The 15,294-nt window shown below is 67.3% G+C and carries 13 protein-coding genes; 9 read left to right on the top strand and 4 right to left on the bottom strand.

Features of this window, described 5'->3' with window-relative positions:
- Nucleotides 1-3: 3 nt before the first annotated feature.
- Entirely contained in the window at nt 4-2,103 is a 2,100-nt protein-coding gene (locus tag SMN802W_RS0112720) for an ATP-binding protein (protein ID WP_019517299.1), read from the bottom strand.
- A 282-nt stretch (nt 2,104-2,385) separates the two neighbouring features.
- Between SMN802W_RS0112720 and SMN802W_RS0112715 the strand changes: the two genes are divergently transcribed.
- The 6 genes from SMN802W_RS0112715 (at nt 2,386) to SMN802W_RS0112690 (ending at nt 10,573) form a co-directional block, all read left to right on the top strand.
- The gene (locus tag SMN802W_RS0112715) at nt 2,386-3,888 is read left to right on the top strand and encodes a DEAD/DEAH box helicase (RefSeq protein ID WP_019517298.1); all 1,503 of its coding nucleotides are present in this window, start codon (nt 2,386-2,388) and stop codon (nt 3,886-3,888) included.
- Nucleotides 3,889-4,567: 679 nt separating this feature from the next.
- Entirely contained in the window at nt 4,568-5,722 is a 1,155-nt protein-coding gene (locus SMN802W_RS0112710; protein ID WP_037524071.1) for a CaiB/BaiF CoA transferase family protein, read from the top strand.
- 84 nt (nt 5,723-5,806) lie between these two features.
- A complete protein-coding gene (locus SMN802W_RS0112705; RefSeq protein ID WP_019517296.1) occupies nt 5,807-7,897 on the top strand; it encodes a TonB-dependent receptor in 2,091 nt (696 codons plus the stop codon).
- Between the two features lie 224 nt (nt 7,898-8,121).
- Complete coding sequence (locus SMN802W_RS0112700) at nt 8,122-8,673, top strand: DUF4142 domain-containing protein (protein WP_019517295.1); 552 nt, start codon at nt 8,122-8,124, stop codon at nt 8,671-8,673.
- Nucleotides 8,674-9,242: 569 nt separating this feature from the next.
- On the top strand, nt 9,243-10,031 hold the full coding sequence (locus SMN802W_RS0112695) for a glycosyltransferase family 2 protein (protein WP_238560205.1): 789 nt from the start codon (nt 9,243-9,245) through the stop codon (nt 10,029-10,031).
- A gap of 56 nt (nt 10,032-10,087) precedes the next feature.
- The gene (locus SMN802W_RS0112690) at nt 10,088-10,573 is read left to right on the top strand and encodes a metallophosphoesterase family protein (RefSeq protein WP_019517293.1); all 486 of its coding nucleotides are present in this window, start codon (nt 10,088-10,090) and stop codon (nt 10,571-10,573) included.
- Here the strand turns inward: SMN802W_RS0112690 and SMN802W_RS0112685 are convergent.
- Entirely contained in the window at nt 10,570-11,412 is an 843-nt protein-coding gene (locus SMN802W_RS0112685) for a type 1 glutamine amidotransferase (protein WP_019517292.1), read from the bottom strand. The two genes, SMN802W_RS0112690 and SMN802W_RS0112685, sit on opposite strands and share 4 nt — an antisense overlap.
- Before the next feature lie 99 nt (nt 11,413-11,511).
- Between SMN802W_RS0112685 and SMN802W_RS0112680 the strand changes: the two genes are divergently transcribed.
- The 3 genes from SMN802W_RS0112680 (at nt 11,512) to SMN802W_RS17080 (ending at nt 13,248) form a co-directional block, all read left to right on the top strand.
- A complete protein-coding gene (locus SMN802W_RS0112680; RefSeq protein ID WP_019517291.1) occupies nt 11,512-11,928 on the top strand; it encodes a cupin domain-containing protein in 417 nt (138 codons plus the stop codon).
- Nucleotides 11,925-12,905, top strand: a complete 981-nt coding sequence (locus SMN802W_RS0112675; protein WP_019517290.1) for an SDR family oxidoreductase — start codon at nt 11,925-11,927, stop codon at nt 12,903-12,905. The genes SMN802W_RS0112680 and SMN802W_RS0112675 overlap by 4 nt, the downstream gene beginning before the upstream one ends.
- A 73-nt stretch (nt 12,906-12,978) precedes the next feature.
- Nucleotides 12,979-13,248 carry a hypothetical protein gene (locus SMN802W_RS17080; RefSeq protein WP_019517289.1) on the top strand — a complete coding sequence of 90 codons (270 nt, stop codon included), beginning with the start codon at nt 12,979-12,981 and terminating at the stop codon, nt 13,246-13,248.
- 17 nt (nt 13,249-13,265) lie between these two features.
- Here SMN802W_RS17080 and pncB read toward each other — a convergent pair whose 3' ends face one another.
- Both pncB and SMN802W_RS0112660 read right to left on the bottom strand, forming a co-directional pair.
- A complete protein-coding gene (gene pncB, locus SMN802W_RS0112665) occupies nt 13,266-14,570 on the bottom strand; it encodes a nicotinate phosphoribosyltransferase (RefSeq protein ID WP_019517288.1) in 1,305 nt (434 codons plus the stop codon).
- A 25-nt stretch (nt 14,571-14,595) separates the two neighbouring features.
- Nucleotides 14,596-15,294 (bottom strand): SDR family oxidoreductase (locus tag SMN802W_RS0112660; protein ID WP_019517287.1); only part of this gene is annotated, 699 nt, incomplete at its 5' end.

Below are 15,294 nucleotides of genomic sequence, written 5' to 3'. Positions count from 1 at the left end.
TGGTCAGTCGGCGAGCAGCAGGCTGACCTTGGCGGCGAGCGTGTCCATCGCGAACGGTTTCGTCACCAGCGCCATGTGCGGCGCAAGCTGCCCATTGCCGATCACGGCATTCTCCGCATAGCCGGTGATGAACAATACCCTCAGCCCCGGCACCTGTGTCAGCGCCGCATCCGCCACCTGCCGCCCGTTCATCTGCCCGGGCAACCCGACGTCGGTGACCAGCAGATCGGGTCTTATCCCCGATGCGAGCAACGCCATCGCGCCCGCGCCGTCGCCTGCCTCGACTACGGTATAGCCCTGTTCGGCCAGCACCTCGGCGACCAGCATACGGATCGTCGGCTCATCGTCGACGAGCAACACGGTACGCCGCTCGCTGGACGGCGATATCGCCAGTTCGCCGACCGGCTGGACGCCCTCGCCCTCCTGCACGGCATAATGGCGCGGCAGATAGATGCACATGGTCGTGCCGTCGCCCAACTCGCTGTAGATGCGCACCTGCCCGCCCGATTGCCGCGCGAAACCGTAGATCATCGACAGGCCGAGCCCGGTGCCCTCGCCCATCGGCTTGGTAGTGAAGAACGGATCGAACGCGCGCGCCTGCACCTCGGGCGTCATTCCCGCGCCGGTGTCGGTCACGCACATCGACAGATACTGCCCCGGCGTCAGGTCGCGTTCGCGCGCGGTGCGCTCGTCGATCCACTTGTTCGCGGTCTCGATCGTGATCCGGCCACCATCGGGCATCGCGTCGCGCGCGTTGATGCACAGGTTCAGGAGCGCATTTTCGAGCTGGTTTGGATCGACCAGCGCGGGCCACAGCCCGGCCGCGCCGACCACCTCCAGCGTGATCTGCGGGCCGACCGTGCGCCCGATCAGATCCTCCATGCCCGCGATCAGCCGGTTGACGTCGGTCGGCTTGGGATCGAGCGTCTGACGGCGCGAGAAGGCGAGCAACCGGTGTGTCAGCGCCGCCGCACGCCTGGTCGCGCCCTGCGCCGCGGCGACATAGCGGTCGAGCTCGTTGACGCGCCCTTGCCCGACCCGCAGCTGCATCATCTCAAGCGCGCCCGAGATGCCGGTCAGCAGGTTGTTGAAATCATGCGCCAGACCGCCGGTCAGTTGGCCGACCGCTTCCATCTTGAGCGCCTGGCGCAGCTGTTCCTCCGTGCGCATCAGCTCGGTCGTGCGTGCCTCGACCTCATCCTCCAGCCGCGCGTTGAGGTCCGCCAGCTCACGCTCGGCGCGCCGCCGCTCGACCGCGTCGCGCACGCGTTCGGCCACGTCGCGGACGAAGGCGACCTCCGCATCGCTCCACACGCGCGGCACCGCATTGTTGAGGTACAGCAGCGCGACGAACCCGCCCTGCTCGGTCACCGGCATGTTGATGAACGACATCGCGGACAATTGCCGCAGCCCCTCTGCGGTGCTGCGGGTACGCGGATCGTCGCGCACATCGGGAATCGCGACGGTCACGCCCGCCTTCAAATCCTCGATATAGCTGCCATAGTCGCGAAAGTGCAGCAGCGCGGGCAGCGGCGCGATGCCGTCGGCGCAATAGGCCCGCTCGGTCGTGATCGTTTCCGCGACCGGATCAACCGTGCCATAGCCCGCGCGGCTGACGTCGAGTACGCGCCCCAGCACCTCGGCCGCGGCAAGCGCCAGATCGCCGACGTCACCGCCGCTGCGCAACCGGTCGTTGATCTCGACGATCGCTGAAAGCCTGAGCTCATGCCGCTTGCGCGCATCGATATCGTAGCTGACGCCCGGGAAGGCGATCACCGCCCCCGTCTCGTCGCGCTCGACCCGGCCCGACGCGACGAGCCAGCGGACCTGCCCGTCCAGCCCGATGACGCGATATTCCTGCTCGAACGCGTCGCTACCCGCCAGTGCCTGCGCGATCGCCGCCTCGACACGCGGCAGATCGGCCGGGTGGATGCCGCCGAAGAAGGTCGCGATCGGTGCGCCGGCCGCCGCGACGTCGGGCGCGACGCCGTACATCGTCGCGAACGACGCATCCGCGGTGATGCGGTCGGCGGGCACGTCCCACTGCCAGCGCCCGACGCTTGGCGCATCATCGCGGGTGGGAACGGCGAAGGGATCGGTCATGGTCGAAATCAACTATCGTGATTGAGCAAGAAGGATCGAGGGGAGAGGTTGGCTGAACACCCGCACCGCCGGCTTGTTCAACCGCAAACTTGACTTTTCGCGGCCAAGCGAGCACATGGCGCGCTATCGAGGCGTTTGCAGCGTGATCGATCCCGCAAGGGGTCCGGCTCCGCCTCGGTCGATCATCGACCGACCTCCCATGTCACGCGGGGTGTCTCTTACCTCCCCGCCCTCTTCACGCCCGATGCGTGTCGGGGGTCCGTTTATTTGGACTATATTTCCATGTCATTCGCACATCTCGGCCTGGCCGAGCCGCTCGTCCGCGCGATCGAGGCCAAGGGTTATTCCGAACCGACGCCGATCCAGCGCGACAGCATCCCGACGTTGCTCGAGGGCCGCGACCTGCTCGGCATCGCGCAGACCGGCACCGGCAAGACCGCCGCGTTCGTGCTGCCCTCGATCCAGCGCCTCGTTGCTGCCGACAAGCGCGTGCTGCCGACGCACGTCCGCATGCTGGTGCTTGCCCCGACGCGCGAGCTCGCCAGCCAGATCGCGGAAAGCGCGCGCGGCTACGGCGCGTTCTCCAAGATGTCCGTCGCGACCGTGTTCGGCGGCACCAGCATCAACAAGAACCGGCAGGACGTCGCGCGCGGCGTCGACATCCTGGTCGCGACGCCCGGTCGCCTGATCGACTGCGTTGAGCAGGGCTACATCAACCTGTCGATGATCGAGATCCTGGTGCTCGACGAGGCCGACCAGATGCTGGACCTCGGCTTCATCCACGCATTGAAGAAGATCGTCCGCATGGTCCCGCGCAAGCGCCAGACCCTGTTCTTCTCCGCCACCATGCCGGTGGCGATCCGTGATCTGGCGGCGCAGTTTCTGACCGACCCGGCGACCGTTTCGATCAAGCCCGCCGCGACCACCGCCGAGCGCGTCGACCAGAGCGTGATCTTCTGCAATCAGGCCGAGAAGCAGGCGCTGCTGACGATCCTGCTGCAGGAAACGAAGATCGACCGCGCGCTCGTCTTCACGCGCACCAAGCACGGTGCCGACCGCGTCGTGAAGCTGCTGGCCGGCAACGGCATCGCGTCGAGCGCGATCCACGGCAACAAGAGCCAGCCGCAGCGCGAGCGCGCGCTGGCGCTGTTCAAGTCGGGCGAGGTGCCGATCCTGGTCGCGACCGACATCGCCGCGCGCGGCATCGACGTGTCGGGCGTCAGCCACGTGTTCAACTTCGAGCTGCCCAACGTGCCCGAGCAATACGTCCACCGCATCGGCCGCACCGCGCGTGCGGGCGCGAGCGGCGAGGCGATCGCCTTCTGCGCCGATGACGAGCGGCCGTACCTGAAGGACATCGAGAAGGTCACGCGGCAGAAGATCCCCTCGGTGCCGCTGCCCGACGACTTCACCCGCCGCGCAGACCAGCTGAAGGCCGAGCGCGTCAAGACGATCGGTGCCGACCCGGCACCGCGCGTCGACCGCCAGCGCGGGCCTGCGCGCCCGAAGGCGACGCACGCACCGCGCCCCGCACACGGTTCGCGCCAGCACGAGCCGCAGGCGCCCGCCCGCGCGCACGGCGGCGGCCAACACGGTGGCGGTCGTCCGGCGCAAGGCGGACAGGCTCACAACGGCCAGCGTCAGGGCGGGCCGCGCCAGGGCGCGAGCGGTGGCAACGGCGGCGCCGGTGCCGCGACCGGCGGCCGCAACTACGCCAACGCCAGCCGGCGTGGTGGCGGCGGCTCCGGTCGGCGCGGAGGAGGCGGCGGTCGCAGCTTCGTCTGATTTGCGCAATCTGAGCAGGTGACTTACGAAGCCCGTGCCGCCCCTTCTCGCTTCGGCGTGGCGGGCGGAGCGGGCTTCGTCGCGTTGGCGGGCGTGTTCAAGACATGCGGGCCGAGAGCACCATCCGCGCCAACCCGGCAAGGGTTGGGCAGTTCGGCGGTTGATCGAGGCAATTAGCCGGTGGCACCGCGTTCGCGGCCTGTTCAACGACGGTTTGTTCACCGCGATACACGCCGAAACGAAGCTGACCCCGCACGCGCACGTGCGCCCGCGCAGCTTCGCGCGACCCGTTACCTTCATCACGCGCGGATCAGGTCCGGCGCGATGTCAACCGGAAGTTGCATATCGGGATTTGACCGAGAGCGTTTGCAGCGGTCATAAACTCGTCTCCTTCTGGTAGAGGAGCTGTGATGTTATCGTTTCTTGCGCCTTTGTCGTTTTCCAATACTGGCTTTTACTTTGTACCGGCTTTTTGATGATATGAAGCGCGGTAGAAAGCTTATTATTATCTTTGAGGTCGCTATACTACTACACACCTTCGGCTTATTCGCCTTGATGATGTCTGCTACCTCATACTAGGTATGTAGTTCCAGCGTCTGGTGGATGGGGTAGAGAGGACAGTGACCAACCACGTCCCAGCCCCGTCGACTTCGCACCCATCGCCGGTACAACACCCGGCATGACAGAGACCTCCACCCCGCCCCGTCCGCTCGCCGGCCTCCGCGTCCTTGAACTCGCGCGCATTCTCGCAGGGCCGTGGTGCGGGCAATTGCTCGCCGACCTGGGCGCGGACGTGATCAAGGTCGAGCGTCCGGGCGAAGGCGACGACACGCGCCATTGGGGTCCGCCTTTCGTCACCGCCGACGACGGCACCGATTTGTCGGCGGCCTATTACCACGCCTGCAATCGCGGCAAGCGATCGGTCGCGATCGATATCGCGAGCAGGGAGGGACAGGCCCGCGTGCGCGCCCTTGCCGCAGGTGCCGATGTGGTGATCGAAAATTACAAGGTCGGTGGTCTCGCCAAATACGGGCTCGACGCCACAACGCTGCGTGAAGTGAACCGGCGGCTGATCGTCTGCTCGGTCACCGGCTTCGGGCAGACCGGCCCCTACGCGCACCGCGCCGGCTATGACTTCATCATTCAGGGCATGGGCGGGATCATGTCGCTGACGGGTGAGCCGGACGGCGCGCCGCAGAAAAGCGGCGTCGCGATCGCCGACCTATTCACCGGCGTCTACTCGGCAGTCGCGATCCTCGCCGCCTTGCGCGAGCGCGAGCGGAGCGGACAGGGCGCGCACATCGACATGGCGCTGCTCGACACGCAGGTCGGCGCGCTCGCCAATCAAGCGCTCAACTGGATGGCGAGCGGCACCGTCCCCGGCCGGATGGGCAACGGCCACGCCAATCTTGCGCCGTACCAGAGCTTTCCGACCGGCGACGGCGACCTGATCGTCGCGGTCGGCAACGACCGGCAGTTCGCGAAGCTGTGCGCGGTACTCGGCACGCCCGCGCTCGCCGCTGACGAGCGCTTCGCGACCAACCCGGCGCGGGTGCGCAACCGCGCCGCGCTGCTGCCGCTGATCGTCGCGGAGACGGTGAAGTGGGAGAGCGCCCATCTGCTCGCCGCGCTGGAGCATGCCGGAGTACCGGTCGGTCCGGTCAACCGCATCGATCAGGTCTTCGCCGACCCGCAGGTGGTTGCAAGGGGCATGCAGATCAGCGTCGACGGGCTGGCAGGTCTGGCCGCGCCGATCACGATCGACGGTCGCCGCGTCATCGCCGCGCGTGCCAGCCCGCGGCTGGGCGAGCACGCCGACGCCGACTGGATCTGATCGAGTCGCCCGCTACCCGCGCAAAGTTAACGCGTCGGCCGCCGCACACGGCTAACAGGAGCGCTTCCGCGCAAGAGTAACCGCATGATCCGTCGCACCGTCACACTCGTCCTGCTGCTCGGCAGCGCGGCCTCGGCCTTCGCCCAGACACCCACAGAGGCGATCACCGGCGAGGACGTGGTCGTCACCGGCCGGGGTTTAAGCGACCGTCCCGGCGATGCCGCCGCCAGCGTGGTGACGATCACCGCCGAGCAGCTTCAAACCAACGCCGCCGACCGGCTCGAAAGCGTGCTCGCCGACGTGGCGGGCGTGCAGCAGTTCCGCCGCTCCGATTCGCGTTCGGCCAATCCGACCAGCCAGGGCATCTCCTTGCGCGGGATCGGCGGCAACGCGTCGAGCCGCGCGCTGCTGATCCTTGACAGCGTGCCGCAGGCCGATCCGTTCGGCGGCTGGGTGCCCTTCCCCGCCTATGCGACCGACCGCATCGGGCGCATCCGCGTGACCCGCGGCGGCGGCAGCGGTTACTACGGCCCGGGCGCACTCGCCGGCACGGTGGAGCTGGAAAGCGCCGCCCCGACGCAAGTGCCGCGCTACATGGGCAGCGTCGCCTATGGCAGCCGGAACTCGCTCGACACGCAAGGATCGGCGACGCTTAGCAACGATCGCGGTTTCGCGACGCTGTCCGCCGCCTATGCGCGCGGCGACGGTTTCACTCCGATCGTCGCGGAGGATCGCGGTTCCGTCGATGGCCGCGCGCCGTACGAGCAGGCTTCGGGCGCGATGCGCGGCGTGATCCGTACCGGCACCGACAGCGAGTTGCAGGCGAACGTCAGCGCCTTCACCGACCGGCGCACGCGCGGCACCGCCTTTTCCGCCAACCGCAGCGAAGGCGCGGACGCCAGCCTGCGCCTCGTCGGGCACGGCGATGCGACAGGCCGCTGGGGCTATTCCGCGCTTGCCTATCTTCAGACACGCGCGTTCGCGTCCGAGTTCGCCAGCATCGACGCCGCGCGCACCACCGCGACACAGACGCTCGACCAGTATAACACGCCCGCGACCGGCGTCGGTGCGCGGCTGGAGCTCGTGCCGCCGGTCGGCGCGGACGCGGACCTGCGGCTCGGGGTCGACTGGCGCGATGTCAGCGGACGGACACAGGAGCTGTACAGCTACGTGAACGCGCAGCCGACGCGTCGCCGCGTGGCGGGCGGCAGCAGCACGACGCTTGGCGCCTTCGCCGACGCGAGCCGGACCCGCGGCCCACTCACGCTGACGCTCGGCGGCCGCATCGATCGCTGGTGGATCGCGGACGGTCGGCTGAGCGAACGCGCGCTCACCACCGGCACCGTCTACACCAACGATCATTTCGCCGACCGCGATGGGACGGAGGCGACGGGACGTGCCGGCGTCGCCTATCGGGTGGTCGACGGCGTGAGCTTGCGCGCCTCGGCCTATCGCGGCTGGCGCCTGCCAACGCTGAACGAGCTCTACCGCCCGTTCCGCGTCGGTGCCGATGCGACCGCCGCCAATGCCGCGCTCTCACCCGAGCGGCTGAGCGGGATCGACGGCGGCGTCACGATCGCACCCACCGCGCGCGTCAGCCTTGCCGCGACGGTGTTCTGGAACCGGTTGGAGGACGCGATCGCGAACGTCACCGCCGCGCGCGGGCCCGGTACCTTCCCGGGCGTCGGCTCCGTGTCGGCGGCGGGCGTGTACCGCGTGCGGCAAAACCTCGACGCCATCCGCTCGACCGGCATCGAGATCGATGCGGAGTGGCGCGCGAGCGGGCCGCTGTTCGCACGCGCATCGTGGAGCCATGTGTCGCCGCGCGTCGAAACGTTGGGCAGCGCGGCGACGCTTGACGGCCTGCGCCCGGCGCAGACGCCGCGCGACCTCGTCTCCGCGACGCTCGGCTGGCGACGGGACGCGCTGACCGCGTCGGCGACGCTGCGCCACGCCGCACGCCAGTTCGAGGACGATGCCAACACGCGCACGCTTGCTCCTGCAACCACGATCGACGGCTATCTGTCGCTGCCGCTCACGCGCGCGCTGGCGCTTGAGGCGCGGGCGGAGAACCTTTTCGACGCGCGGGTGGAGGCAGGCGTCAGCGGCGCAGACCTGGTCGAACGCGCGACGCCGCGGACCTTGTGGATCGGTTTTCGCCTGCGCGGATCGTGAGCGCTCGCACTTCAATCTGATCGCTCCAAGTAATGGTTGGCTGCAAAGCTCGTTTCTACTTTCCTCGACGCAGAACAACGAGCTTGATCGATATCAGCGTTCTTTTTGTGTTCGCTAGGAAACTTAACCCTGTTCTTCTGGTTAAGGACGCATGTCGCAGCGTCGTGCCGCGTCACCCATGTTCCTGTCCGCTCGACATTCCTGTCTGTAAGGGAGAGAAGAAAATGAAGACGCTCACCGGTATCGCACTTGCGCTCGCCTCCGCCGCCGCCGCACTTCCCGCCGTTGCACAGACCCCGCCGCCTCCGCCGCCCGCCGAGGCGAAGTCGCAGGCAATGCCCTATGTCATGGCGTCGGGCATGAGCGACCTGTACGAGATCAACTCGAGCCAGGTTGCGCTGCAGAAGTCGCAGAACCCCGCGATTAAGCGTTTTGCCAGCATGATGATCAAGGACCATCAGAAGACCACTGCCGCGACGATGGCGGCGGCAAAGAAGGCCGGGCTCACCCCCACGCCGCCGATGCTCGATGCCGGCGCAACCGCGTCGATCAACGAATTGCAACAGGCCGCACCGGGCGACTTCGACCGCATCTATCTCGCGCAGCAGCTGCCCGCGCATCAGGCCGCGCTCGACTTGCAGCAAAGCTACGCTGCCGGCGGCGATCAGGCCGCGCTGCGCGCCAACGCGAAGGCGGCGACCCCGATCGTCAAGCGTCACGTCGACATGGTCACCAAGATGCAGGCCGGAAAGATGGACGCCGGGCACAAGATGTAACCCGGTCCGCTCAGGCGCGACGCTGATCCGCTGGACAGCGTCGCGCAGGAGTAGCTGAAAGCAGGGCGGCGTTCTCTGTTGATCAGCGGATGCCGCATGCGCTGTTTGAATCCCGCCGACGGCCACGTAGGCGAACGTCGACCTAACCGGCAGCGCGCACAAACCCGCTGTGTTGCACCAACTAGATTTAGCTTGCGATCGCGCGGCGCGCCCCTGTGCGACCATAGCCGTTGAGCCGGCATGAGCCTTGCGCATGCAACCGCCGGCTTCGTCGCGGCGACGTAACGTGCAAGCCTGCCCTGCCCGACTTTCCCGCATTATCCTCGCGTCCCCGGGTGGTCGTGCCCGACGGTCGCGCCACCCGAGACACGCTCGCGCAGACTGCTGCGTCACGCATAGCGGGATCGTAGCGGAGCAAGGTCAGGACGTACAATCGACCGGAGAAGTGGCGGAAAACAGGCTCTTGCACCTTCCCGTCCGCTCGCGATCTGCTATGGTGCTTCTGACCTTCGCAGAAGGTTCCATAAAGCCCTGAATATTTATCGTACGTGCGACGATCATGTCGGCGCGTGCACGCGAGACTTGCAAAGGACGCCATGTACCTGCCGACCGACGACTGCCGTTCCGACCTTACCCGCTCCACGCACGCTTCCCTGCCCGCCTACGACGTCGTCATCCCCTGCTACAACCGCGCGCACGTCGTCGGCGATGCGCTGGCAAGCGTCCTCGCGCAGGATCACGCACCGACGCGCATCGTGCTGGTCGATGACGGATCGAGCGACAACAGCGATGCGGTCATCCGGCGGCTGGCGAGCATGCACGCGAATGTCGAGGCCGCCGTCCTGCCGCGCAATGGCGGCGCGTCGAACGCACGTAATGTCGGCGTGTCGCTCTGCACCGCGCCCTGGGTCGCCTTTCTCGACAGCGACGACATATGGCTGCCGGGCGCAGCGCGCGCGCTGCTGGATCAAGCCGCGGGCCACGACATCATCGTCGGCTCCTTCGCCCGCGTCGAAGGGAACGCAATGCCGGGCGAACCCGAGTGCGGTTGGTCGGGCGGCGACATCCGCCGCGCGCTCGCCACAGGCGGCGTGATCGGGCCGAGTTGGTCGATCGTGCGCCGGGCCATCGTCACCGCGGTCGCGGGCTTCGATCCCAGCTTCCACAATTGCAACGACTGGGATTTCTACACCCGTGCCGCCGCGGATGGCGCCCGCTTCGCGCGGATCGATCGCTGCGTCGCGCTGTACCGCACCGTCGCGGGTGCGCGGCTGGTCGACGACGACGCGATCAACGCGGTCAACGCGCGACGCGTCCGCGCGCATCCCTATCTGGCCGACCTGCTGCAACCCGCCTGATGACAGATTGGAGATAGGGGGGATCAGGCAAGCCGCACAGAACGTTCGACCGGGCAATGACGCGTTTCTTCACCGCCGACACGCATTTCGGCGACCATCGCACGATCAACATCCAGCGTCGCCCCTTCGCGTCGGTGGCGGAGATGGACGCGCTGCTCGTCGCGCGCTGGAACGAGGTGGTCGGCGCTGATGACGAAATCTGGCATCTGGGCGATGTCGCGCGCCGCGCGTCGGACGTGCCAGCACTGCTCGCCAGCCTGAATGGCACGAAGCATCTGATCCGCGGCAACAACGATCCCGACGCCACACTCACCGCCGAAGGCTGGGCGAGCGTCGCCGACTATGCCGAGCTCGAGCATGACGGTCGCAAGCTGGTCCTCTGCCATTACCCCTTTCGTTCGTGGAACGGTCAGTCGCGTGCCGCGATCAACCTGCACGGGCATAGTCACGGTCGGTTAAAGCCGATGCCGCGCCAGTTCGATGTCGGCGTCGACGCGCGCGACTTCGCGCCCGTCACGCTCGCCGACCTGCTCGCGCGCTAGTCCCCGTTCCTGCCACCGCGCAGCGACGGGATCGCGGCGATGAAATTGGCGATCTCCAGCCGTCGCCGGTCCTCGTGCGCGAACTCGTCGTCGACGCCCAGTTCCCAGCGTGCGGCGTGATCGTCGGGGTCGCGCTGGATACGATCAAGCAGCGCGGCGCGCTGCTCCACCGCGCCCTCGTCGCTCGCCAGCCCCGCCTCAACCAGCGACTCGCTTTGCGCCCGGATCGCGGAAGCGATCTCGCCCGGGCTCAGCTCGGGGTGATATTGCACGCCCCAGAACACGCCGTTGCCGTGCCGGATTTCCACTGCTTGCACCCGCGTCACCCCGTTCGTCGCCAGCAGCAGCGCGCCCTCGGGCAGTTCCTCGACCTCGTCGCTGTGGACCGAGGCCGCATCCCACGACGCCGCTCGTCCGGCGAGCAGCGGGTGATCGCGTCCCGCCTCGGTCGCAGTGATCCGTCGGCCGACCGCCGCCTCCAGCCGCTCGGGCATCTTGCGTACGCGCCCACCCGCTGCCGCGACCGCGACCTGCAACCCCGCGCACGATCCGAACGACGGCACCCCGCTATCGAACACCGCGCGCATGAAGGCGAGCTGCCGGTCGACCTCTGGCGCGTTGTCATAGACATGGAGCGGCGATCCGGTCAGGAACACCGCGTCGTATTCAGCGATCTCGTCCGCGCCCAGGCGGTCACCGTCCGGGTCGGCCGGCATAACCCGAGTGACTTCCGCATCCGGCGCCATCTGCTCCAGCGTCGCCTGGAAGCTCTCCCCCGAACTCTTGCCTGCTCGCTCGCGCCGGTTGGCACGGTCCTGCGCGGTCTCACTTTCTGCCACCAGAAATCTCACGCGCGTCCGATCGAATCATTGTTGTGAACGCAGTGAACGCTTGCGCCCCCCTGACGTTCTGTCCGCAACATATTGAAAGGAAGAAAGATGGCGATCTTCAACAAGGACATGGTCGAGCTCGCGAACAACAACGAGCTCTGGCAGAAGGAAGTGTACCGCGACAACAAGGTGCAGGTGGTGCTGATGAGCATCCCGGCGGGCGAGGATATCGGCCTCGAAACGCACAATGCCGACCAGACGACCTTCATCGTCACCGGTGAGGCGCAGGTCACGATCGACGACCATCACACCAAGGCGGGTCCCAACCACATGGTCGTCGTGCCCAAGGGATCAAAGCACAACTTCGCCAACAAGGGCTCAACCGCGCTGAAGCTGTTCTCGGTCTACGCGCCGCCTGCCGAGCCCGAAGGTGCCGCGTTCAAGACCAAGGCGGAGGCAGAGGAAGCCGAGAAGGGCCTGCTCGCCAAGGCGGGTGATGCGATCAAGGACGCGATCGGCCGGTGAGCAAGCGATCCTCCACCCTGCGTGTCGTCATCACCGGCGCGTCGAGCGGGATCGGTGCCGCCACCGCGCTCGCCTTCGCGAAGAAGGGCGCGCACCTCGTGCTCGCCGCGCGTGGGCAAGCGGGGCTGGAGGACATTGCCGCCAAGGTGCACGCGGCGGGCGGTACTGCAGAGGTACGCTCGGTCGACGTGACCGACGCCGCCGCCGTCGCTGCCTTCGCCACCGAGGCAAAGGCGATCCTGGGCGAGATCGACCTGTGGTTCAGCAACGTCGGTGTCGGCGTGGTCGGCAAGTACGAGGACGTGCCGATGGCCGATCACAAGCAGGTGATCGACGCCAATCTGCTAGGCCATATGAACGACGCGCACGCGGTGTGGCCGATCTTTCTGGCGCAGGACCGCGGCATCTGGGTCAACATGATCTCGGTCGGCGGCTTTGTCGCGACGCCCTACGCCGCTGCCTATGCCGCGAGCAAATTCGGCTTGCGCGGATTCAGCCAGGCGTTGCGTGCCGAAGTATCGAAGCACCCGCACATCCACGTCTGCGACGTCTACCCGACCTTCGTCGACACGCCCGGTATCGATCACGCGGGCAATTACACCGGCGCGAAGCTGTCACTGCCCCCCGGCGCGCTCGCACCCGAAACGGTGGCAAAGGCGGTGGTGAAACTCGCCAAACGGCCGCGCAACACGACCGTTGTCGGCGCGCCCGCCTGCGCGATGAAGCTCGGGCAGTTCGCCGCGCCGAACCTCGGTGCCGCGATGATGAACGGCTTCATGGACGTCTGGTCAAACCGCGCCAAGCCAGGCGAGGACGATGCCGGCACAATCCACCAACCGCCCGCGACTCCCAGCGGGGCCGACGGCGGTCGTCGCCATCCTGAGCGCCGGCGCAAGGCGGGCATGGTCGCCGGCGGGATCGCCGCCGCAGGCGTGGCGGGGCTCACCGCCTTCCTCTGGCGTCGGCGCCACGACTGAGCCTGCGCCTGTCACGCCCGATGGCCGCTACATCGTGGTGCGCGGCCGATTGTGGCGGCGAAGCAACCCTGCGTTGTCGCCGGAGCGACGCGCCGAACTCGTCGCCGAATTGATGAACGCGCGACGCATCATCGGCCAGGCGAAAGACGCAACCGCGATCAGCGCCGCCCGTGCCCGCGTCCACGCCGCCAAGGTCGCGCTGGGCGAACGTGGCCCGATCTGGTGGGAAGACGGCGCCCTCGACCTCAACCGCCACATGGCACGCAACACACCCTACGCCGACTGGTTCGCGTTGCTCGACTTGGCCGCCGACCATCCCTCCTCGAAGGGGTCAGCAGGTTAGGTCTTGCGCCAAGCCACTCAAACTAACACCGTCGCTTGCGTCCGCCCCTCGTTACCGAAGATCCGCAGATAACGTTCGATCTCGCGCGGGTCCCCGGTCGCCTTCGACGGATTGTCCGACAGCTTGACCGCCGGTCGCCCGTTGGCCTCGATCACCTTGGCGACCAGCGAGATCGGCTCCAGCGCGTGTCCGCCTTGCGGATCGCAGCCGCGAAAGTCGTTGGTCAGGTTGGTGCCCCAGCCGAAGCTCATCCGCACCTGTCCCGCGAAGTGGCGGTACGTCGTTTCGATCGAATCGACGTCCATTCCGTCTGAGAAGATCAGCAGCTTGGCACGCGGATCGCGCCCGCGCGCGCGCCACCATTCGATGATCTGCTCGCCCGCGGCGATTGGCGGCAGGCTGTCGGGACGAAACCCGGTCCAGTCTGCGACCCAGTCGGGCGCGTGAGACAGGAACGCCTTGGTCCCGAACGCGTCGGGCAAGACGACGCGCAGGTTGCCGCCGTAATGCGCCTGCCACTCCTCCAGCACGCGGTACGGCGCCGCCGCGACGCCCGCATCGTCATCGGCCAGTGCCGCCATCACCATCGGCAGCTCGTGCGCGTTGGTGCCGATCGCCTCAAGGTCGTTGTCCATCGCCAGCAACACGTTGGACGATCCGATGAAGCGGCGCCCAAGCCCCTCCTTCAACGCCTCGACGCACCAGCGCTGCCACAGAAAACTGTGTCGCCGCCGCGTTCCGAAATCGGAGATGACCAGCTCGGGTAGCTGCTGCAATCGCTCGACCTTCTCCCACAGTTTCGCCTTGGCGCGCGCGTAGAGCACATCGAGCTCGAAGCGCCCGCGCGCCCTGAGCGCCGCGCGACTGCGCAGTTCGTTGACGATCGCGAGCGCGGGGATCTCCCACATCGTCGTATCGGTCCATGCACCCTCGAAGTGCAATTCGTACTGGCCATCGGCGACGCGCAGATCGTAATCGGGCAACCGGAAGTCGGCGAGCCAGGCGAGGAAATCGGGCGCGAACATCCGCCGCTCGCCGTAAAAGGTGTTGCCGGCCAGCCAGATCAGCTCCTTCTTCGCCAGCCTGACCCCGCGCGCATGGTCCAGCTGCTCGCGCAACTCGGCTTCGTCGACCACCTCCGCCAGCCGCACCGACTTCGTCCGGTTGATCAGCGCGAAGGTCGCGCGCACGTCGCGGTACTCGCGCCAGATCATCTGCAGCATCAGCAGCTTGTAGAAATCGGTATCGAGCAGGCTGCGGACGATCGGGTCCAGTCGCCAGCTATGGTCGTACACGCGCGTGGCGATGTCGGTCACCGCCACGCGGCCTTACTCCATGTCCGTCAGATCACAGGAACGGCGTACCACCCGTCACCGGGATTGTCGCGCCCGAGATATAGCTCGCCTCGTCGCTAGCCAGCATGACGTAGGGTGGCGCCAGCTCGGCCGGCTGCGCCGCGCGGCCGATCGGCGTCTCCTGCCCGAACGACTTCACCTGATCAGCCGGCATCGTCGACGGGATCAGCGGCGTCCACACCGGACCCGGCGCGACAGCGTTGACGCGGATGCCACGCTTGGCGAGCAGCTGCGCCAGCCCGGCGGTGAAATTGTGGATCGCGCCCTTGGTGGTCGCATAGGCGAGCAAGGTGGGGAGCGGCTTGTCGGCGTTGATCGACGTCGTGTTGATGATCGACGATCCCTCGCGCATGTGCGGCACCGCGGCCTTCGACAGGTAGAACATCGCGTGCATGTTGATCGCGAAGGTCTTCTCCCACTCGTCGTCGGCGATGTCCTCGATCTCGGCGAAGGTGTGCTGGTAGGCCGCGTTGTTGACCAGCACGTCGACGCGACCGAACGCCTCCACCGCCTTGGCGACGACCGCGCGCGCGTGCGCGGGATCGCTGATGTCGCCGGGCACGAGCACCGCCTTGCGCCCCGCATCCTCCACCAGCCGCTTGGTCTCGGCCGCGTCATCATCTTCGTTCAGGTAGCTGATCAGCACGTCCGCGCCTTCGCGCGCGAAGGCAAGCGCGACCGCGCGCCCGAT

It is taken from the genome of Sphingomonas sp. Mn802worker, from assembly GCF_000382485.1.
Lineage (GTDB): Bacteria > Pseudomonadota > Alphaproteobacteria > Sphingomonadales > Sphingomonadaceae > Sphingomonas.
The sequence above is the reverse complement of the archived record's forward strand: the minus strand, read 5'-3'. Positions and strand labels throughout refer to the sequence as shown.

What these genes read in the sequence shown, in the direction of transcription:
- SMN802W_RS0112680 (WP_019517291.1), top strand. Translation starts at nt 11,512, where the DNA reads ATGGCGATCTTCAACAAGGACATGGTCGAGCTCGCGAACAACAACGAG.
- SMN802W_RS0112715 (WP_019517298.1), top strand. Translation starts at nt 2,386, where the DNA reads ATGTCATTCGCACATCTCGGCCTGGCCGAGCCGCTCGTCCGCGCGATC.
- SMN802W_RS0112690 (WP_019517293.1), top strand. Translation starts at nt 10,088, where the DNA reads ATGACGCGTTTCTTCACCGCCGACACGCATTTCGGCGACCATCGCACG.
- SMN802W_RS0112720 (WP_019517299.1), bottom strand. Translation starts at nt 2,103, where the DNA reads ATGACCGATCCCTTCGCCGTTCCCACCCGCGATGATGCGCCAAGCGTC.
- SMN802W_RS0112700 (WP_019517295.1), top strand. Translation starts at nt 8,122, where the DNA reads ATGAAGACGCTCACCGGTATCGCACTTGCGCTCGCCTCCGCCGCCGCC.
- SMN802W_RS0112705 (WP_019517296.1), top strand. Translation starts at nt 5,807, where the DNA reads ATGATCCGTCGCACCGTCACACTCGTCCTGCTGCTCGGCAGCGCGGCC.
- SMN802W_RS0112710 (WP_037524071.1), top strand. Translation starts at nt 4,568, where the DNA reads ATGACAGAGACCTCCACCCCGCCCCGTCCGCTCGCCGGCCTCCGCGTC.